Origin of the sequence: Patulibacter defluvii (assembly GCF_034096925.1) — a bacterium.
Taxonomy (GTDB): Bacteria; Actinomycetota; Thermoleophilia; order Solirubrobacterales; family Solirubrobacteraceae; genus Patulibacter; species Patulibacter defluvii.
This window is the reverse complement of the sequence record NZ_JAWZSQ010000028.1, coordinates 37,231-57,115: the sequence shown is the minus strand read 5'-3', so window position 1 is coordinate 57,115 and position 19,885 is coordinate 37,231. Positions and strand designations below refer to the sequence as shown.

The following is a 19,885-nucleotide window of genomic DNA, read 5'->3' as shown; positions in this document are numbered from 1 at the left end:
GCGGCCGCGCTCTGGTGCGGGCTGGCCTGGATGCGCCAGCGCGGGCTGCCGGTCGCGCTCGGCCTGGTGGCGGTCTACCTGGTCGCCTTCGCCGGATCGCACCCGCTGGGCGTGGGCGTCCTCCGCCACCAGCCCGCCGCCGTGGGCGGCGGCAACCGCCCGCGAGGCCCAGTCGGCGGCGCCGTCGAGGTCGCCCTCGGCCAGCGCGCAGCGGGTCAGGATCTCGTAGGCGGGGACGTCGCCCGAGCGCGAGGTCTGGAGCGGCACGCCGCCGCCGCTCATCGCCAGCAGCACGTCGCGGGCGGCGGCCGGGCGGCCGGCCTCCAGCAGCGGCGCGGCGGCGTAGAAGCCGCTCATCCCCGGCAGCAGCCCGGCGTCGGCGCCGGTCGCCAGCCGCACCGCCTCGTCGCCGGCCCGCAGCGCCTCGGCGCGACGGCCCTGGGCGAGCCGCAGCAGCGCCAGCTGGCCGAACGAGACCGAGAGGAACAGGTGCGGCGTCAGCCGGCCGCGCTCGAGCGCCTCGACCAGCGTCGCCTCGGCCTCCTCCAGCCGCCCCAGCCGCAGGTGCGACCAGGTCATCGCGGTCTGGGTGACCAGCAGCGTCTCGCCCTGGCCGGTGTCGCGGGCGACCCGGATCGCCCGTGCGCCGACCTCGAGCGAGGCCGACGGCCGCTCCAGCACCGCCGCCGACCAGCCGACCCAGAGCCCGAGGTCGAGGCGGGTGGCCAGCGCGCCGTCGTCGAGCGCCGCGAACCGCTGGAGGGCGGCGTCGAGCGTGGCGTCCGTCGGCAGCCCGAGGAAGTAGCGGGCCAGCGTCACCTGGCCCGCGGCGACGGCGCCCAGCGTCGGCAGCCGCAGCCGGTCGGCCAGCGCCAGCGCCCGCCGCGCCCAGTCGTGCATCTCGCTCGGGCGCATCTCGTAGGCGCCGCAGGCGGCCAGCTCGATCTCCAGCACGACCGCGTCCTCGGACTCCGGCTCGACCGCGGCGTGGGCGGCGGTCAGGCGGTCGCGGGCGTCGCGGTTGCGGCCCAGCAGGTGCTCGACCCCGGCGCAGCCGGCGGCGACCGCGGCCCGCTCCGGCGCGCCCGCGGGCAGCAGCGCCAGCACCGCCCCGAGCGCGTCGCGGCCGTGCTCCAGCTCGCCGGCGCCGGTCGCCGCGCTGGCCTCGGCCAGCCGCAGCGCGATCCGCTCGGGTGCGTCGGCCTCGTCCTCCGGCAGCAGCGCCGCGGCGGCCGCGTACCAGCGGGCGGCGAGCGCCGGGGCCCGCTGGCGGCTGGCGTCGCCGGCCTCGCGCAGCAGCGCGATCGCCTGGCGGTCGCCGGGCGCGGCCGAGCGCTCGACGTGCGGCGCGCGGGCGGCGAGGTCGGCCCCCTGGGCGGCCAGGTGGGCGGCGACCCGGGCGTGGGCGGCGGTCAGCCAGCCGCCGCCGGCGTCGGCCAGCACCGTCGCGCGCACGATCGGGTGGCGGAAGGCCAGCTGGCCGGGGTTCGCGGTCGGCGCCAGCAGGCCGGAGGCGATCAGCGCGTCGGCCAGGTCGGGGACCCGCTCCTCGCCGACGTCGGCGGCCCGCGCGGCGACCCGCAGCGCGCAGGGATCGCCGGCCACGGCGGCGCCGCGCAGCAGCTCGCGCGCGGCCGGCGACAGCGCGGCCAGCTCGCCGGCCAGCGCGGCCCGGACCGCCGCCGGCACGCTGGCGGCGTCCTCGACCGGAGCCAGCGGCTGGCGGCCCTCGTGGCGGTGGGCGCGGGCCAGCGCGAGCAGGAAGAAGGGCGTGCCGCCGCTCTCGCGGTGGAGGTCGTCGGCGACCGCCCGCGGGACCGCGTCGCCGAGCAGCTCGCGGCTCTCGGCGGCGTCGAGCGGCCGCAGGTCCAGCCGCAGCGCCTCGTGCTCGCGGACCGCGGCGGCCAGCGCGCGCTCCAGCAGCGGCGGCAGCTGGGCCGGCCGCAGGCCGACCGCCAGCCGCACGGCGCCGCGCGGCGGCCGGGCCAGCAGGTGGGCGAGCAGCTCGACCGAGGCCGGGTCGGCCCAGTGGAGGTCGTCGAGCACCAGCAGCAGCGGCTGGCGCTCGGCGATCGCGCCCAGCAGCCGCCGGAGCGCGGCGTAGGTGCGGTGGCGCTCCTCGGTGAGGGTCGCCGGCGGCGCGTCGCCGGGCCGCTCGAAGCTCGGCAGCGCGGCGGCGAGCTCGGGCCCGTCGGCGCCGGCCAGCGCCCGTCGCGCGGCCGGGTCGAGCGTCGCCAGCCAGTCGTCGACGGCGTGGCGGACGATCCCGAACGGGGCCTCGCCCTCGAACTCGGCGGCGCGGCCGTCGAGCACCAGCCAGCCCTCGGCGACGGCGTCCGCCGCCAGCTCGCGCAGCAGCCGGCTCTTGCCGATCCCGGCCGGGCCGGCGACCTGGACCGCCCACGGCCCCTCGGGCGCGAGCACGCGGCGGGTCGCGGCCCGTTCCGCGTCCCGCGCGACCAGCGGACCACCACCCCCGTCGACCACGCCGACGAGCGTAGCTGGTGAGGGAGACGAGGGACGCGGTGAGGGATATCCCGGATGACCGGCGAGCGGCCGCCCGCCATCCTGCCCTCCGCACGCGGCGGGCGCCCCGGGGGGCCGAGGTGGGCGACGCCGCGCTGCCGTCGGGGGCCGGGGGGCCGGGCGTCCTGGCGGTCGTCGCCGGGGCGACGGCCGCCGGGACGACCGATGGGCCCCGGCGCCGGCTCACGGGTCGAGCGGTCGCAGCACCCGCTCGACGACCAGCCGCCGGCGGACCGGGAAGCGGATCGTCGCCTGGATCCCGGGCCGCGGCACCATCGTCCGCGCCGGCGGGCGGCGGAGCGCGACCGTCGCGCCGCGCGGCAGGCCGTGCAGCTCGGCGATCATCGTCGCGCCGGCGGCGGTGTGGACCAGGTAGGCGGATCCGGGCGGGCAGCCGGGAACGTCGCTGCCGCCCCGCTCCAGCCGGCGGCAGCGGACGGTGCCGCGACGGCCGTTGGAGGGCAGCCGCAGGGCCGCCTCGACGCCGCGGCCGCCGGGCACGATCGCGTAGCGGGTGACGATCCGGTCGCGGGTGAAGCGGTGGCGGACGGCGACCCGCGCCGCGCCGCCGCGGACGACCCCGGCGAAGCGCGCGTCCGGCCCCGGCAGCGGCCGCAGCCGAAGGTCGGCGTCCGGCTCGCGCTCGCCCGGCTGGGTGTCGAGCAGCGGCGTGCCGTCGCGGGTCAGGGCCAGCCCCAGCGAGCCCTCGCCGCCGCCGCCGAGCGCGCCGAGCGGGGCCGCGTCGGCGTTCAGGATCCAGGCCGGCTCGAGGCCGCCGCCGGTCGGGACGCTGGTCGGCGGGGCGACCGCGGTCGCGTAGCGGGGGCCGTTGACGGTCAGCCGGCCGAAGCCGGGGTCGAGGTCGACCAGCAGCGGGGCCGCGGCCCGGTCGGGGCCCGGCAGCCGCCCGTCGCAGCCGCAGCCGGCGGCCCAGTCGGCCAGCGTCGAGGCCAGCCGGACGGTCGCCGTCAGCCGGTTGCTGCGGACGTTCTCGAAGCTCGACCGGAAGCCGAAGGTGGTGGCGGGCAGCAGGATCGTGCCGGCGTCGCCCGCCCACTGGCGGAACAGCCGCACCCCGCGCGCGAGCAGCAGGTCGGCGTCGCGGTCGGGGCGGCCGGTGACCGCGCCGCCGCCGCGCAGCGCCATCACCGCCCCGTCGAGGGCCAGCGCCCAGTACTGGCGCAGGTGGATCCGGCTCTGGCCCTTGCCGGTCTCCCAGTTCAGGTACCCGGAGGGCGTCCAGTCGGCGTCGACGGTGTGGGTCGCCCAGTCGCGCAGGATCCGCAGCTGGGCGGCCGGCAGCGGCTTCATGCCCGCCTGCAGCGCCTGGCCGTAGTAGCGCAGCGCCCCCAGCACGACGTTGGCGTACTCGACGGTGTCGGTCCGGTCGACCGGGTCCGAGGGCCGCACGTCGGGCCGGTAGTGGAAGCCGTTGCCGGCGCTCAGGTTCGGCGTCCGGCCGGCGTGGACCGGCACGTGGGCGTGGGCGGCGAACCACGCCAGCTGCTCGCGGTAGTCCTCGCGCAGCGGCCGCGGGTCGCCGCCGACGGTCGCGGCGGCGCCGTAGAGGTCGGCGTTCCAGTTGATCTGGTTCAGCAGCCGGCTGGGGGAGCGGAAGGTGGCCGAGGTCGCCACCGCCACCACCGTGGTGCGGATCGCGGCGGCGTCGCGGGCGGGCAGCGCGACCCGCTCACGGGCCAGCCACGCCACCCGCAGCGCGCGGGCGACCGTCGCGTCGATGCTCGGGTGCTGGTTGATCGTGGCCGCGTCCGACTGCCGCCAGCCGGGGGCGTGGACGGTGTTGTGGCGCGAGCCGCCGAACCGCAGCCCCTTGGTCGTCGCCAGGTAGGCAGGCCCGGTCAGGAAGCGGACGAGGCCGGCGATCCGGTCGTCGCGGCGGGCGGGGCCGTCGTGGTCGGTCAGCGCGGCGGCGGCGTGGATCCGCAGCATCTCGGCGTTGAGCCGGCTGCTGATCCGCCCGTCGGGCGTGACGTAGGCGCCGCGGCGGCCGTCCCAGAGCCGGTCCATCGGGCCGAGGACCGCGTCCGGCAGCGCCCAGGCGTCGTCGGGGTCGGCCGCGGCCAGCCGCTGGGCGGCGACCACGCCGGCGGCGTCGAACGCCCGGTCGGCGACGATCTCGGCGTCGGCGGCCGGGTCGCCGGCGTCGGCGCGTTCGGTGGTGGGCAGCGCCGGCGCGGCGGGGCGGTCGCCGCCGCAGCCGAGGAGCAGGGCGGAGAGCGCGCCGGCGAGCAGCGTCCGCCGGACGTAGGCTCCCGGCCGCATCGGCGGGCATGCTAGACGGTCGATCGCGATCGCCGCGCCTGCGCGGACCGGGCCCGAACCGCCCGCCCGCCGGCGACCGCCAGCGTCCCGTCCGGCGGTCTTCCTGCCAGAATCGCCGGCGTGCCCGAGCTGCCGGACCTGACCGACACCGTGCGCTTCGACGACGCCGGCCTGGTGCCGGTGGTGATCCAGGACTGGCGCACCGGCGAGGTGCTGACCCTGGCCTACGCCAACGACGAGGCGCTGCGGCGGACCCGCGAGACCGGCGAGCTGCACCTCTGGTCGCGCTCGCGCGGGGAGCTGTGGCACAAGGGCGCCACCTCGGGCAACGTCCAGTGGGTCCGCGACCTGCGGCTCGACTGCGACCGCGACGCGGTGCTGGCGCTGGTCGAGCCAGCCGGCCCGGCCTGCCACACCGGCGCCCGCACCTGCTTCGGCGCCCCCGACCGCCCGACGACCGCCGACGGCAGCCTCGGCCCGGCCGAGATCGCGCCCGAGCGGCTGGCCCCGCACGAGGTCCTGCCCGACCTGGAGCGGGTGCTGGCCGCCCGCCGCGCCGACCCGCCGACGGGCTCCTACACCGCCAAGTTGCTGGCCGACCGCGCCTTCGCCGGCGCCAAGGTCGAGGAGGAGGCGGAGGAGGTCTTCCGGGCCGCGCGCGAGGAGACGGACGAGCGGGTCGACTCCGAGGCGGCCGACGTCCTCTACCACCTGCTGGCCCTGATCCGCGGCCGCGACCGGACCCTGACCGACGTCGTCGAGGTGCTCCGTGCCCGCCGCGGCTGAGTCGGCGCTGGAGCGGGCCGCGGCGCTCGGGCTGCGGATCGCGCCGACCCTCGACGAGGTCCGCGCGCTGGCCGCCGACCACGACGTGGTACCGGTGCTGGCGCGCACGATCGACGACACCGAGACGGCCGTCTCCGCCTTCCTGAAGCTGCGCGCCGCCCACCCGGGCGAGCCGGCCTTCCTGCTCGAGAGCGCCGACCAGGGCCGCGTCGGGCGCTACTCGTTCCTCGGCGTCCGCCCGGCCAGTACGATCAGCTGGCGGCTGGGCGAGGAGGGCGATCCGTACGCGATCGCCCGCGACGCCGTCGGTCGCCGGCGGGTGGCCCAGGTCGAGGGGCTGCCGCCGTTCGCCGGCGGCGCGGTCGGGGTCTTCGCCTACGACCTGGTGCGGACGGTCGAGCCGCTGGCGGCGCCGAACCCGGATCCGCTCGGGACCCCGGACCTGGCGCTGATGGTGACCGACGCGATGGTCGTCTTCGACCACCTGCAGCACACGGTCACGCTGCTGGCCCCGGTCCACGTCGAGGCCGACGGCGACCTGGAGCGGCGCTACGCCGAGGCGGTCGAGCGGATCGTCGGCCTCCGCGAGGTGCTCGCCGGCCCGGCCCCGGCGGCCCCGCCGGCGCGCGGCGCGCGGCCGGCCCCGGAGTGGGCGTCGAACCACACGCGCGAGCAGTTCGAGGCGATGGTCGCGCGGATCATCGAGTACGTCCACGCCGGCGACGCCTTCCAGGTGGTGCCGTCGCAGCGCTGGAGCGCCGAGCTCGACGTCGAGCCGTTCAGCGTCTACCGCGGGCTGCGGGTGGTGAACCCGTCGCCCTACATGTACTACCTCGACTTCGGCGACTGGCAGGTGGTGGGGGCGAGCCCCGAGCCGCTGGTGACCGTCCGCGGGCGCGAGATCTCGATGCGGCCGATCGCCGGCACCCGCCCGCGCGGCGCGACCCCGGCGCAGGACGCCGAGCTCGCGGCCGGGATGCTGGAGGACGAGAAGGAGCGGGCCGAGCACGTGATGCTGGTCGACCTCAGCCGCAACGACCTCGGCCGGGTCTGCGACTACGGCACGGTGACGGTCGACGAGCTGATGGTCGTCGAGACCTACTCGCACGTGCTGCACATCGTCAGCGCCGTCTCCGGCACGCTCCGCGACGACGTCTCGGCGACCGACGCGCTGCGGTCGGTGCTGCCCGCCGGCACGCTCTCGGGCGCGCCGAAGGTGCGGGCGATGCAGATCATCGACGAGCTGGAGCCGGTCAAGCGCGGCGGCTACGGCGGCGCGGTCGGCTACCTCTCGTGGTCGGGCGACCTCGACTCCTGCATCCACATCCGGACGGCGGTCTTCCAGGACGGCGTCGCGCACGTCCAGGCCGGCGGCGGCACGGTGGCCGACGCCCGCCCGGACTACGAGTACGAGGAGTCGGTCAACAAGTCGCGGGCGATCCGCCGGGCCGTCGAGCTGGCGCTCGAGCAGCCCGACTGGGCCTGAGCGGGATCAGCCGGCGGCCTTGGCCAGGACCGGCTCGATCCGCTTCAGCGCCCACGGGATCCCGAGCACCGAGGGGACCCGCAGCTGGGTGATCGTCTCCTGGTCGACGGCCAGGTAGCGGCCCTCGCGGACGGCGGCGATCCGGCGGAAGAGCGGGTTGCGCTCGGTCGCGCGCTGGATCTGCGGGTTGACGTAGCTGACGATCATCACGTCGGCGTCGAGCGCGTCCAGGTTCTCCAGGCTGACGGCGCCGCCGTCGTTGTCGGCGCTGAACTTCGGCACCTTCTGGGCGCCGGGGGCGAGCCGCAGGCCGATCTGGCCGAAGAGCCGGGCCACGACCTCCTTGGGGTCGCGGATGGTGACGATCTTGCCGGGTTCGAATCCCGACGAGAGGGTGAAGGTCCTGCCCTTCAGGCCGGGGTGGCGGCGGAGCACGTCGCGCAGCGTCGCCTCGGTCCGGGCGACCGCCTGCTTGGCCCGCTGCTCGCGGCCGACGGCGCGGCCGACCAGCAGCGTCTGCTCCTGCCAGGTCTGGCGGAACCAGCTGTCGCGGTAGGCGATCGTCGGCGCGATCCCGGACAGCCGCTCGAAGTCGGTGCCGCTGCCGGCGTTGCCGGTGGCGCTGATCAGGTCGGGGCGCAGGGCCGCGACCTTCTCGAAGTTGACGCCGCTGGAGAAGGGCAGCAGCTCGGTCGTCTTCGGATCGACCTTGCCCGTCAGCCAGGGCGGGATCCCGCTCGGGTTGAGGTCGTCGCGGCTGGTGCCGACGGGGGTGATCCCGACCGCGACCAGCGCGTCGAGATCGCCGGAGCCGTGCGACAGCGCCACCACCCGCTGCGGCGCGGCGTCGATCACCGCCTTGCCGTAGCGGTGCTCGATCGTGACCGGGAACCCGGAGCCGGCCGCGGCCTTGGCCGTCGTCGTGGTCGCGTCGTCGTCGCCACCGCCGCAGCCGGCGGCGGCCAGGCCGATCGCGGTCAGGGCCGCCGCGAGCGGCAGCCGGCGGAGGAGCGCTGGGGGAATCATGTAGGGCACCCTAACTAACTCGACCGCCCCCCGCCCGCTACCGTTGGCGACCGCGCCCATGACCAGCGTCCTCGTGATCGACAACTACGACTCCTTCACCTACAACCTGGTGCAGGAGCTGGGCGAGCTGGGAGCGAGGGTCGACGTCGTCCGCAACGACAAGGCGACCGTCGACGAGCTGCTGGAGCGGCGACCCGACCGGGTCGTCGTCTCACCGGGGCCGTGCACGCCCGACGACGCCGGGATCTCGCTCGAGGCGGTCCGCCGGGTGCCCGAGGCGGGGATCCCGCTGCTCGGGGTCTGCCTCGGCCACCAGGCGCTCGGCCAGGCGTTCGGCGGCCGCGTCGTCCGCCACGAGCCGGTCCACGGCAAGACGGCGACGATCCGCCACGACGGCCGCTCGATATACCGCGGGCTCGACGACGAGGTCGAGGTCGGCCGCTACCACTCGCTGGTGCTCGACGAGGCGGCGCTGCCGGAGTGCTTCGTCGTCAGCGCCCGCGGTGGCGGTGTGATCCAGGGTGTCCGTCACCGCGAGCTGCCCGCCGAGGGCGTCCAGTTCCACCCGGAGTCGGTGCTGACGCCGAAGGGGATGGGAATGCTGGAGCGGTTCCTCCACGACGGCGTCGAGTCGCCGGGCCGCGTCGCGAACCTGGCCACCTGACGGGCTCGCGGTCGCCCGCGGCCCCGTCGTCGGGCCGGCTGGACGCGGACAGCAGATCGGTGAGGAGGAGGCCACCGAGCGCCAGCCCCACGCAGAGCAGCGAGCCGCCGGCCAGGTAGAGCGCCAGCCACGTCTGGCCGGAGAGCAGCACCGGCACGGCGCCGATCAGCAGCGGCGTCGGCAGCAGCGTCGCGAGCACCAGGATCGAGAGGCGGAACGTCGTCGCGCCGAGGTGACGAGCGCGGTGGTAGCCGTGTTGGACGGAGGACGCGTGAGGCATGGTCGGCGCCCGTGGTGGGAGGCGCTGACCGGGCCCGGGCGACGACCCGATCACGCGGGGCGTGGGGGCCCGGTGCCGGGGGGAAGGGGGGCGGCACCGGGCCCGCACTGTGCGGATGTCGCCAACGCCGTGCGGGACGCGGGCGACGCGGGCCACCCTAGGCCGGAAATCGGCTCGCGGATCAACGTCGATCATCCGTCCAGAAGCCACCACGGGACCCGCCGGAGATGCCCCCGAGGGGTGCGCGAGAGGCCCGTCTCGACCGTGTTTGGACGTTTGGTCGATCTTCCGAGGACGCCGTATTTGGACCGTAGCCTGCCCAGTCGCTTTCCCCGTGCCGTGGCTCGGACCGGGGTCAACCAGAGACAAGCGACAGCAAAAGGAGCTGGAGCATGCAGCGCACGACGAACACGTCGCGTGGGAGCAGGACCGGAGTGGGGCGGCGGACGCCGGCGATCGCGGGGGCCCTCGTCCTCGGCGTCCTGGCGATCGGACCGGCGGCCGGCGCCTCGGCCGCCGACAGCACGGTCCCGGTGCCCGAGGGCGCCAACGACCTGCCGCTGAGCAAGCCGCTGACCGAGGGCAAGCTCGCCAACGGGGTGCACTGGCGCCGGGTCGCCGGGGACACCACCTGGCAGTCGGCGTCGAGCGAGACCAGTGGGCCGAAGCTCGCCGACGGCCGCTACGCCGGTGGCTCGCTGCCGATCGCCACGACGAAGGACGCGGACGGCCGCTGCCTGGTCGCCTGGACCTTCGACCGGCCGGTCGATCTAGAGTTCGGGGTCACGGCGGTCGACCAGTGGTACGGCGGCAAGATCCTGGGGATCATCCCCCCGGGGCCGTTGCAGTTCCTCTCCGACCTCTGGGACTCCGCTACCGGGCTTCTCAAGAAGCTCATCGACACGGTCGTCGGGCCGCTCTGGGGCGGGTCGGGCACCGACAGCGCCGGCGTCACCTTCGCCGGCAAGCAGGCGCTCGACTTCCTCCTCTCGGCCGGCAACGGTCCGGAGACGGTGCTCCTGCCCACCACCGCGGTGCCGCTGACCAGCTCGACCGGCGACGGGGGCAGCGGCTCGTCGCTGGCCGCCGGGACGCCGGAGGGCGGATCGATCGACAGCCACCACCGCTGGCTGAGCAGCGACCACGCGCTCCAGACGCGGGACAAGCTCAACACGTCCGCGGACGGGACGTCGTACTTCACGATCAAGGGCGTCCGCCAGCTCGGCCTCCAGACGGCCGCCTGCGATTCCAGCACCTGGGCCGGGATCACGAACGTCAGCGTGACGTCGAGCGCGAAGGACTCGTCGCTGTCGTCGCTCCAGGAGGTGATCGACCGGCTGACCCGCGCGACGGAGCAGCTCGGTCCCGACACCGCCAACGCGGCGAAGGCCCTGAAGGACGAGCTCGACGGCCTGCGCAAGGCGCTCGAGGGGCAGACCTCGACCAAGGATCCGAACAGCGCCGAGGTGCAGGCCCAGACCAAGGCCTTCGACGCGCTGGTCGACGCGCTCAAGAAGCTCCAGGACGCGGCCGCCGGCGGCCAGGACCTGGCTGGCCCGCTGAAGGCGCTCCAGGACGCGATCGACGCGTTCAACAAGGCGACGAAGGACGCCGGGGGCCTGGGCGACGCCAAGCAGGAGGACGCGATCAACCAGTTGCTGACCAAGCTGGCCGACACGCTCAAGGGGCTCGCCGACAAGCAGGGCGTCACGACCGACCAGGCCGTCAAGGCCGCGACCGATGCGCTGAAGAAGGCGCAGGACGCGACGGCGACGGAGACGAAGAAGTCGCCGATCAGCGTTCCGGGTCTGACGGCGACGATCGATCCGCTGAAGAAGGCGATCGATGACGCCAAGAAGGCTGGTGTCGATGGTGCTGCGGTGACCGCGGCCGAGAAGACGCTGGCCGACGCCGAGGCGGCGCTGAAGAAGGCGCAGGACCAGGCCGGCTCCACGCAGGCGGCGACCGATGCGCTGAAGAAGGCGCAGGACGCGACCGCTGCTGAGACGGCGAAGAGCCCGATCAGCGTTCCGGGTCTGACGGCGACGATCGATCCGCTGAAGAAGGCGATCGATGACGCCAAGAAGGCTGGTGTCGATCCGTCCGCGATCTCGGGTGCCGAGAAGACGCTGGCCGACGCCGAGGCGGCGCTGAAGAAGGCGCAGGACCAGAGCGGTTCGACGCAGGCCGCGACCGACGCGCTGAAGAAGGCGCAGGACGCGACCGCTGCTGAGACGGCGAAGTCGCCGATCGACGTTCCGGGTCTGACCGGCTCGATCGACGCGCTGAAGAAGGCGATCGACGTCGCGAAGACCGCTGGTGTCGACCCGTCCGCGATCTCGGGTGCCGAGAAGACGCTGGCCGACGCCGAGGCGGCGCTGAAGAAGGCGCAGGACCAGAGCGGTTCGACGCAGGCGGCGACCGACGCGCTGAAGAAGGCGCAGGACGCGACGGCGACGGAGACGAAGAAGTCGCCGATCGACGCTCCGGCGCTGCAGGCCGCGATCGACGCGCTGCGCAAGGCGATCGATGAGGCCAAGAAGGCCGGCGTCGATCCGTCCGCGATCTCGGGCGCGCAGCAGACGCTGGGCGACGCCGAGGCGGCGCTGAAGAAGGCGCAGGAGCAGAACGGGGCCGCGCAGGCGGCCGCGGAGGCGCTGAAGAAGGCGCTGGACGCCACGGCGGCCGCCGCCACGAAGACGCCGCTCGACGTCCCGGGGCTGCAGGCGACGATCGATCCGCTGAAGGAGGCGATCGACGGCGCGAAGAAGGCCGGCGTCGACGGTGGCACGGTCCTCGCGGCTGAGAAGGCGCTGACGGACGCCGAGGCGCTGCTGAAGCAGGCGCAGGCGGGCGGCACGAACACGAAGAGCTGGTGGGACCAGGCGAAGGACTTCGTGTCCACCGTCCTCTGGGCCACGGATCTCGCGGACAAGGCCATCAAGACGGGCACGGCGGTCTTCAACTCGATCGGGCCGATCTACGACCAGCTCAAGGCGTACGCCGACTCGATCGGCGGGATCTACCAGAAGGTCGTCGACACCCTGACGTCGCTCTACGACACGGGCAAGTCGACGGTCGACTCGATCGCCCCGATCTACAACCAGGTCAAGGCGTTCGTCGACACGCTCGGTTCCTACTACCAGAAGGTCGTCGACACCCTGACGTCGCTCTACAACACGGGCAAGTCGACGGTCGACGCGATCGCGCCGATCTACAACACGGGCAAGTCGCTGATCGACACGCTCGGGTCGATCTACCAGAAGGCGGTCGACACCCTGACGTCGCTCTACGACACGGGCAAGTCGGCGGTCGACTCGCTCGGGCCGATCTACAACACGGCCAAGACGGTGATCGACACGCTCGGTTCGATCTACAAGACGGTCAGCGGCCTCTTCGGCGGCTTCCAGCAGACGTCCTCCAAGCCGGTGGGGCAGTCGGCCACCGCTTCGGCGACGCCCGCGCCCGTGGTGGCACCGACGCCGGACGCTGCGACGAGCACCGAGTACCTCCGGTGCCTGTCGCGCAAGGTGGTCCTGACCGAGGTCCGTCGCACGAGCAGCACCCGCGCCGCCGTCTCCGGCTTCGCGGCCGCTGAGAGCGCGGGTTCGACCGTCGAGATCCGCTCGGTGAACGACGACCAGCTCGTCGGACGCGCCACCGCGAGCAGCAACGGCGCGTTCCGGACCACGATCCGCACGCCGCGGCGCGGCCAGGGCCGTCTCCGCTACCAGGCGCTGATCGGCGGCGAGAGCTCGCCCTCGGTCAACCTGACGCGGCGGCTGGACCTGACCAAGGTCAAGACCAGCGGCACGCGGTTCAGCGTCAGCGGCACGGTGGCGAAGCCGCTGAGCTCGCGCACGACGGTCCGGATCCGCGTCCAGCGCGGGGACTGCCGCGGCGAGTGGGAGACCCGCGCCACCGCGCGCGTCAACCGGCGCACGGGCCGCTTCTCGGCCTCGTTCTCGGTCCCGAACGCGGACAAGGGCGTGATCGTGCGGGCCGACGCGAGCGTCCCGAAGAGCGCTCGCGCGTCGCGCAAGAAGATCCGCACCTTCTCGCTCCGCGTCCCGGTGGGGCTGTAGGGCGGGAACTCCGCTGATCCGCGAGGGAGACGGGCGTCGAAGCCGGCGCCCGTCTCCCGGCGGGATCGTCCTGTCGTGCGTCCCGAGAGAAGGCAGGTGAAGTCCGACCACGGAGCAACCCCTCGCCGGCCGACGAGCGCCGTGCAGGCCGCGTCGCTCGAGGCCGTCCACCGCGCGATCGAGGCGCGCGACGCCGAGCTGGTGCGCCAGATCGTCGCGCGGATCGAGCGCGAGGTCGCGAGCTTCCGCCGGCTCCCGCCCGGCCTGCTGCACGCCGACGTCCAGGCGAACTTCGCCGAAGCGCTCGGCTCGCTGCGGGGCCGGCGTCCGCCGGACGGGCAGTCGGCCCGCTGGACCACCACGGCCCGCGAACGGATCCTCCAGGGGATACCGCTCGGCGACGTGCTGTTCGCGATCCAGATCGCGTTCTCCGAGTTCTGGGCGCTGCTGACCGAGGTGCTCGGTCCGGACGGTCTCCCGAGCGCGACGATGCTCGGCGTCTCCCGCTTCTACGTCGCGGCGAGCGACGCGGCGATCGCGGCGGCGGTCACGGCCGACGCCGAGCTCCGCGATCGACACGCCCACGACGAGGAGGCGCGGCACGACGCGTTCGTCGAAGCGGCCATCAACGGCTCGCTCGACGACCAGCGGCTCGAGATCACGTCGAGCGGGTTCGGGCTCGACCCGCGTGCGCAGTACGTCACCAGCCGCGTCCGCTTCCTCGACCCCGGCTCGTCGCGCGGGCTCGCGCACCGCGTCCGGCTGGCGCTCGGCGGCCGTCCGGGCGTCGTCGGACGGGTCGTCGGCGGCGACCTGGTCGCGATCGCGCCCGTCGCTCCGGACCCGATCGCCGGCACGATCGTCACCTTCGCTGGCCCCGCGCTGCTGCGGGAGACCCCACACTCGTACGTCCTCGCCACGAGGACCATGCGGACCGCGACGGCGCTGCGGCTGACCGGCCACGTCGCCTTCGACGAGCTGTCGATCCTGCCCGCGGTGGCCGCCGACGGCGCGCTCGGCGACGTCTTCGACCAGCGCTACCTCCGGCCGCTGCGGGCGCAGGGGCTGCAGGGCGAGGCGATCGTCGCGACGCTGTCGGCCTGGCTGCGGTCGGGCATGCGGTTCGAGGTCGCGGCGCACGCGCTCGAGGTCCACCCGAACACCCTCCGCAACCGCCTGCGCCGCTTCGAGCAGCTGACCGGCCGATCGCTGCGGGATTTCACGACCCTGGTCGAGCTCTGGTGGGCGCTGGAGCGGCGGCGGATGGACCAGCGCGCCGGAGGCGGTGGAGCGAACCACAGCTTCCCGGGCGCCGGATCTGGGTGAACTCACAGGGTCGCGAGCCCGATCGATCACCAACATCAACGGTGTACGCGGAATCGCCGGACGGTTCGACCTCCGGCGATCGTGCACGAGCTGGGCGAGGGCGCGTCGCCGGTCTCCGCGCCGTCGACGGCACCCCGCCCCGGCGGCTCGTGCTCTCCGCGTCGACGTGGTCGATCGATGTCCATCGCAGGAGGAACTGGATGACGCTGGCGGCTCGCTCGCCGTACGAGGACGGACCGGGGGACCGGTCGTCCTCGTTGAACTTCGGGATCGGGGACGTGCTCGCCGACCTGGGCTGGTCGAGGGCGATCCCCGTACCGGCGGCGCGCCGGCGGTACGGTCACCGAACGGGCTTGTTCGCGGTCTGGGCGGACGAGATCGGGTGGGCCGATCTGCAGCTGCCCGGGCGGGCGAAGCAGTCGCCGTTGTTCGTCGGTGAGACCGCCACCGGGCGGGCGCCGGCGTTGGCGTTGGCGCTTGGCGTCGACGGCGTGGGACGCTCGCGTCTGCAGGCCCGCCTCACCGGCCTGCTGGGCGACCGGATCGTCTCCAGCACGTTGCGGGGCAGCTCGAGCGCGGCGCTCGACCAGGTCGCGGCCCGGCGGCTGCTGAAGTGGATGGAGACGCGGCTGACGGTGGCGTTCTGGGCGGGGGAGCCGCACGGCGATCCGCTGGGGCTGCTCCAGGAGTGCGTGATCGCGTGGTGGTCCCCGGCGCCGCCGCTGAACGTGGAGCATCAGGAGGACCAGCGCAGCGCGGTGGCCCTGCGCGTCCGACGGGCGGAGGCTCGCGGGCGACGAGTGTCGTCGCGCGAGCCCGGAGCCGCCGCTTCGTGATCGGCGTCTTCGTCGACGGCCGACGGTAGATCGCACCGCTGGGAGCGCCCGCTCGGAGTCGCTCCCAGGCTTCACCAGGCGCCTGATTCACCGGCCCCGATGCTTCCGCCGGTGCCGTCGGCGGCGGCTCACGCTGCCGCAACATCGTGCTCGTCAGCGTGGGCGTCGTGGGATGGCGAACGACCACCGTCAGCGTGCTCCTCGCGACCGCCGGATGTGGTCGATCGATGTCGATCGCCGGAGGAACCGGATGACGCTGGCAGCTCGTTCACCGTTCGAGGACGGACCGGGAGATCGGTCGTCTTCGTTGAACTTCGGGATCGGGGACGTGCTCGCCGATCTGGGTTGGTCGAGGGCCTTCCCGGTGCCGTCGCGCGGACGCGTTACGGCCGTCGATCGGGTCTGTTCACGGTCTGGGCGGACGACCGCGGGTGGGCCGATCTGCAGTTGCGCGGGCGCGCGAGGGAGCAGCCGTTGTTCGTCGGTCGGGCGGTCGTCGGGTCGGTGCCCGCGCTCGCGCTGGATCTCGGCATCGAAGGTGCCGGGCGCTCGCGGCTGCAGGCGCCTCATCGGCTTGCTGGGCGACCGGATCGTGTCCGGCACGTTGCGGGGCAACTCGAGCGCGGCGCTCGATCAGGTCGCGGCCCGGCGGCTGCTGAAGTGGATGGAGACGCGGTTGACGGTGGCGTTCTGGGCCGGGGGAGCCGTACGGCGATCCGCTGGGCCTGTTGGAGGAGTGCGTGGTCGCCTGGTGGTCTCCGGTGCCGCCGCTGAACGTGGAGCAGCGCAGTGCGGTGGCTCGGCGCGTCCGGCCGGCGGCGGCCCGCGGGCGACGGATGTCGTCCCGCGCGCGCGGAGCCGTCGCTCGGCCGACCGCCTAGGTGTAAGGGCTAGGGAGGTTGTTCCGGCTAGGTGCCGGGTCCCGGGGGGACCCGGCAGGCCGGAGGCCTGCCGTTCAGAGCGGCGTGGGGTCGTCGGTGGTTGTAGGAAAGCAACCAGCCGTCCAGCGCGCGAGTTCGTTCGTCGGAGGAGCCGTAGATCGGGCCGTAGGCCCAGCCCTCGAGCATCGTGCGGATGAACCGCTCGGCCTTGCCGTTGGTCTGGGGGCGATAGGCCGGTGAGCGGCTGTGGCGGATCCGGTTGGCTCGGCAGAACACGTCGAAGACGCCGGAGACGTAGGGCGAGCCGTTGTCGGTGTGCAGTCGCTGACAGGTGATGCCGTGTGTGGCGTAGAACGCCATCGCGCGCTGCACGAACGCGACGGTGGTCGGGCCTTTCTCGTCGGGCAGGACCTCGGCGTAGGCCAGCCGTGAGTACCCGTCGATCGCGACGTGCACGACTTCCCAGCCGATCGTTCCGCGGGCCACGCCGGCGGCGTCGATGCGGCGGCGTTCCGGGCCCCGACGGTTGCCCGTGACGCGGTGCCCAGCGCCGCCGACGATCCGGCCGAGCTTCTTGGTGTCGAGGTGGATCACCTCGCCCGGCCGGCCGACTCGAAACGTCTTCGGGGTCTGCAGGCCGATCCGGCCCAGGCGGCCCAGACCTTCACGCTTGAGCACCGCGGAGACCGTCGAGGACGGCATCGAGAGCAGTTCGGCGATCTGGGGTCCGGAGAACCGCAGCCCGCGCAACAGCCGGATTGCCTCGACGCGGCCGGGTGGGGTGGCGTTCGGCGAGCGCTTCGGCTTGCTGGAGCGGTCCAACAGTCCCGTGGGGCCCTCGGCCAGCCAACGTGCCCACCACTTGCGGCAGGACCGATCGCTCGCTCCGATCGCTGACGCGATCTCCGCGAACGATCGGTCCTGCCGGCGCAGCTCGACGACGCGTTCTCTGCCGCGCAACGAGAGCGCGGCGTTACCGTGGAGGTTCATTCGGGTGCCTTTCGGGCTGGCTTGGTGTCTCGCAACTCCCAGCTTCCTCGAAGGGCACCCGGATGAACAACCTCCCTAGGAACTACACCTAGGCCGCCATCAGCTCGAGCTCGGCGTTGAGGGGCGGGGCCTGCGGCCAGGTCAGCATCACTGCTTCGTGGAGCAGCTCGAGCGAGCGTGCGCGGGGCGTCGGCCACCAGACGGAGATCGTCAGCCGATCGCGCACCCAGCGGGCGAGCTGGGTGTCGATCGCGCGTCGCACCGGGCTGCTCGCGGGGATCGCGCGCGGTCGGCGGGAGCCGCCGTCGCCGAGCAGCTGGCGGAGCCCGGCCGGAACGTGCGCACGGCGTCGCTGGGGGTCGAAGAGCGCGAGCACCTGGTGGCGCAGCGACGTCCGCGGGTCGCGCTCGGCGAGGCCGATGTACAGCGGCGCGGTGCGGGGGCAGCGCTCGAGCCCGAGTTCGCTCCACGCCCGGGCGTCGCCCCAGACGGTGAAGAGCCCGCGGAGCCCGTCGTGGTGCTCCAAGGCGTGCGACGCCGGCAGTGCGTACGGGCGCTGGAGCATGTCGATGATCGCGTCGATCCCCCATTCGCTGAGCTCGCCGAGAGCGTCCGCGACCTGCTTTTCGGGGTCGGCGCTGTCGAGATGATGAGACATAGATAGGCCCACTGTACCAATGCACCGGAAAGGCGTCCAGTGCAGGTGGGTCGAACAGGGCGGGCGCCACCGCCGGGCGCCGGCCGGGGCGTCCGGTTCTGTCCGCTGTCGAGGGGGAGGGGGGAGCGCTTCAGGAGCGCTTCGCGCGCGAGCCCGATGGCCCGTCGCCGAGTCGTCTAGGCTTCTCCGACTGCATGCCGCACCCGGTGCTCACGCCGGCGATCGAACGCGTCGCGTCCGGAGAGGATCTCGACCTCGAGGAAGCCCAACGGGTCCTCGACGAGATCATGGCCGGGAACGCCTCGCACGTGGAGATCGCGGGCTTCCTGATCGCGCTCCGTGCCAAGGGCGAGACGGCCGACGAGATCGCCGGCCTGGCCGCGGCGATGCGCAGCCACGCGACCACGGTCGACACCTCGCGCTCGGGCCTGGTCGACATCGTCGGCACCGGCGGCGGGGCGCTGACCTTCAACGTCTCGACCACCGCCGCGTTCGTGATCGCCGGCGCCGGCTGCGCGATCGCCAAGCACGGCAACCGCTCGGCGACCTCGAAGTCCGGCGCCGCCGACCTGCTGGAGGCGCTCGGCGCCGCGCTCGAGCTGGACGCCGGCCAGGTCGGCCAGGTGATCGACGAGATCGGCTTCGGCTTCCTCTTCGCGCCCCGCCACCACGCGGCCACCCGCTACGTGATCCCGGTCCGCAAGGAGCTGGCCGTCCGCACCGTCTTCAACGTGCTCGGGCCGCTGACCAGCCCCGCCGGCGCCCCGCGCCAGGTGATCGGCGTCGGCTACCCCGACGTGATCGACCGGATGGCGGACGCCGCCCACCGGCTCGGCACCGAGCGCTCGCTGCTGGTCCGCAGCGAGGACGGGCTCGACGAGATCTCGATCGCGGCCCCGACCACCGTCTTCGACGTCACCCCCGAGGGCGTCCGCACGCTGACCGTCACCCCCGAGCAGCTGGGGGTCGAGCGCCACCCGCTGGAGGCCGTCCGCGGCGGCTCGCCGGCCGAGAACGCCGAGGTCACCCGCCGGGTGCTCGCCGACGAGCCCGGGCCGGCGCTCGAGCTGGTGGTGGCCAACGCCGGCGCCGGCATCCTCGTCGGCGGCGGCGCCGAGACCCTGGCCGAGGGCGTCGAGCGCGCCCGCGGCTCGATCGCCTCGGGCGCCGCCCAGGCCGTCCTCGAGCGGTTCGTCGCCCGCACCAACGAGCTGGCCGCCGCGCCCCCACCCGACCCCGCACGCGCATGAGCATCCTGGACGACATCGTCGATCGCGCCCGCGACGACGTGAAGCGACGCCGCAAGCAGGTCCCCGAGGACCAGCTCCGCGCCCGTCTGGCGGGCCGCGACGGCGGCCGGCCGTTCGCCGAGGCGCTGGCCTCGCGACCGGGGGTCTCGGTGATCGCCGAGCACAAGCGGCGGGCGCCGTCCCAGAAGAAGAAGCTGCGCAAGGGCTCGACCGTCGAGGAGGTCGTCGGCGCCTACGAGCGGGCCGGTGCGACCGCCCTCAGCGTGCTGACCGACGAGCCCTACTTCGGCGGATCGCTCGAGGACCTGGCCGCCGCCCGCGCCGCCAGCGACCTGCCGATCCTGCGCAAGGACTTCATCGTCCACCCGTACCAGGTGGTCGAGACCGCCGTCTCCGGGGCCGACGCGATGCTGCTGATCGTCGCCGCGCTCGAGGACGACGACCTCGCCCGCTTCTACCGCGAGGCCCGCGAGCTCGACCTGGACGTGCTGGTCGAGGTCCACGACGGCGAGGAGCTGGAGCGGGCGCTGGCCGTCGTCGACGCCGACGTGATCGGGATCAACAACCGCAACCTGCGCGACCTCTCGATCGACCTCGGCACCACCTTCGACCTGCTCAGCCACATCCCGGCCGGAAAGGTCGTCGTCTCCGAATCGGGCATCTCGCGCCGCGAGGAGATCGACGAGCTGGAGCGGGTCGGGGTCGACGCGGTCCTGGTCGGCTCGCACTTCATGAAGCAGCCGGACATCGAGGCCGCCTGCCGCGAGTTGGCCGCGACCTCGTAGCCCGACCCGAAGCGGTTTGTAAG

Annotated in this window: 13 protein-coding genes; 8 read left to right on the top strand and 5 right to left on the bottom strand. The window is 74.2% G+C overall.

Annotation, left to right across the window (positions count from 1 at the left end; translation table 11 throughout):
* Together SH587_RS21645 and SH587_RS21640 are read right to left on the bottom strand one after the other, a co-directional pair.
* Window positions 1-2,487: ATP-binding protein (locus tag SH587_RS21645; RefSeq protein WP_320672738.1), on the bottom strand; the 2,487-nt coding region annotated here is incomplete at its 3' end.
* Between the two features lie 222 nt (window positions 2,488-2,709).
* A complete protein-coding gene (locus tag SH587_RS21640) occupies window positions 2,710-4,809 on the bottom strand; it encodes a hypothetical protein (protein WP_320672737.1) in 2,100 nt (699 codons plus the stop codon).
* A 120-nt stretch (window positions 4,810-4,929) separates the two neighbouring features.
* Between SH587_RS21640 and hisIE the strand changes: the two genes are divergently transcribed.
* Together hisIE and trpE are read left to right on the top strand one after the other, a co-directional pair.
* Complete coding sequence (gene hisIE / locus SH587_RS21635; RefSeq protein ID WP_320672736.1) at window positions 4,930-5,595, top strand: bifunctional phosphoribosyl-AMP cyclohydrolase/phosphoribosyl-ATP diphosphatase HisIE; 666 nt, start codon at window positions 4,930-4,932, stop codon at window positions 5,593-5,595.
* Window positions 5,579-7,081, top strand: a complete 1,503-nt coding sequence (gene trpE / locus SH587_RS21630; RefSeq protein ID WP_320672735.1) for an anthranilate synthase component I — start codon at window positions 5,579-5,581, stop codon at window positions 7,079-7,081. Before hisIE ends, trpE begins: the two co-directional genes overlap by 17 nt.
* Before the next feature lie 6 nt (window positions 7,082-7,087).
* Here trpE and SH587_RS21625 read toward each other — a convergent pair whose 3' ends face one another.
* Entirely contained in the window at window positions 7,088-8,107 is a 1,020-nt protein-coding gene (locus SH587_RS21625) for an iron-siderophore ABC transporter substrate-binding protein (RefSeq protein ID WP_320672734.1), read from the bottom strand.
* 58 nt (window positions 8,108-8,165) lie between these two features.
* Between SH587_RS21625 and SH587_RS21620 the strand changes: the two genes are divergently transcribed.
* The 4 genes from SH587_RS21620 (at window position 8,166) to SH587_RS21605 (ending at window position 15,298) form a co-directional block, all read left to right on the top strand.
* Window positions 8,166-8,771 (top strand): anthranilate synthase component II, encoded by a 606-nt coding sequence (locus tag SH587_RS21620; protein WP_320672733.1) that lies wholly within the window; start codon window positions 8,166-8,168, stop codon window positions 8,769-8,771.
* A 672-nt stretch (window positions 8,772-9,443) separates the two neighbouring features.
* Complete coding sequence (locus SH587_RS21615) at window positions 9,444-13,136, top strand: hypothetical protein (protein WP_320672732.1); 3,693 nt, start codon at window positions 9,444-9,446, stop codon at window positions 13,134-13,136.
* A 141-nt stretch (window positions 13,137-13,277) separates the two neighbouring features.
* On the top strand, window positions 13,278-14,462 hold the full coding sequence (locus SH587_RS21610; protein ID WP_320672731.1) for a PucR family transcriptional regulator: 1,185 nt from the start codon (window positions 13,278-13,280) through the stop codon (window positions 14,460-14,462).
* A 149-nt stretch (window positions 14,463-14,611) separates the two neighbouring features.
* Window positions 14,612-15,298 carry a hypothetical protein gene (locus SH587_RS21605; protein ID WP_320672730.1) on the top strand — a complete coding sequence of 229 codons (687 nt, stop codon included), beginning with the start codon at window positions 14,612-14,614 and terminating at the stop codon, window positions 15,296-15,298.
* Between the two features lie 908 nt (window positions 15,299-16,206).
* On the opposite strand, the gene SH587_RS21600 is transcribed toward SH587_RS21605, so the two are convergent.
* Together SH587_RS21600 and SH587_RS21595 are read right to left on the bottom strand one after the other, a co-directional pair.
* Entirely contained in the window at window positions 16,207-17,169 is a 963-nt protein-coding gene (locus tag SH587_RS21600; protein WP_320672729.1) for an IS481 family transposase, read from the bottom strand.
* A gap of 88 nt (window positions 17,170-17,257) precedes the next feature.
* Window positions 17,258-17,827, bottom strand: a complete 570-nt coding sequence (locus tag SH587_RS21595) for a hypothetical protein (protein ID WP_320672728.1) — start codon at window positions 17,825-17,827, stop codon at window positions 17,258-17,260.
* A 194-nt stretch (window positions 17,828-18,021) separates the two neighbouring features.
* Here SH587_RS21595 and trpD point away from each other — a divergent pair, with 194 nt between their 5' ends.
* Entirely contained in the window at window positions 18,022-19,077 is a 1,056-nt protein-coding gene (gene trpD, locus SH587_RS21590; RefSeq protein WP_320672727.1) for an anthranilate phosphoribosyltransferase, read from the top strand.
* The gene (gene trpC, locus SH587_RS21585) at window positions 19,074-19,862 is read left to right on the top strand and encodes an indole-3-glycerol phosphate synthase TrpC (RefSeq protein ID WP_320672726.1); all 789 of its coding nucleotides are present in this window, start codon (window positions 19,074-19,076) and stop codon (window positions 19,860-19,862) included. Before trpD ends, trpC begins: the two co-directional genes overlap by 4 nt.
* The last annotated feature ends 23 nt before the right edge of the window (window positions 19,863-19,885 follow it).

Excerpts from the sequence above, each read along its gene's own strand:
- SH587_RS21640 (WP_320672737.1), bottom strand. The coding sequence starts at position 4,809 with ATGCGGCCGGGAGCCTACGTCCGGCGGACGCTGCTCGCCGGCGCGCTC.
- SH587_RS21625 (WP_320672734.1), bottom strand. The coding sequence starts at position 8,107 with ATGATTCCCCCAGCGCTCCTCCGCCGGCTGCCGCTCGCGGCGGCCCTG.
- SH587_RS21620 (WP_320672733.1), top strand. The coding sequence starts at position 8,166 with ATGACCAGCGTCCTCGTGATCGACAACTACGACTCCTTCACCTACAAC.
- SH587_RS21615 (WP_320672732.1), top strand. The coding sequence starts at position 9,444 with ATGCAGCGCACGACGAACACGTCGCGTGGGAGCAGGACCGGAGTGGGG.
- SH587_RS21600 (WP_320672729.1), bottom strand. The coding sequence starts at position 17,169 with ATGAACCTCCACGGTAACGCCGCGCTCTCGTTGCGCGGCAGAGAACGC.
- SH587_RS21595 (WP_320672728.1), bottom strand. The coding sequence starts at position 17,827 with ATGTCTCATCATCTCGACAGCGCCGACCCCGAAAAGCAGGTCGCGGAC.
- trpD (WP_320672727.1), top strand. The coding sequence starts at position 18,022 with ATGCCGCACCCGGTGCTCACGCCGGCGATCGAACGCGTCGCGTCCGGA.
- trpC (WP_320672726.1), top strand. The coding sequence starts at position 19,074 with ATGAGCATCCTGGACGACATCGTCGATCGCGCCCGCGACGACGTGAAG.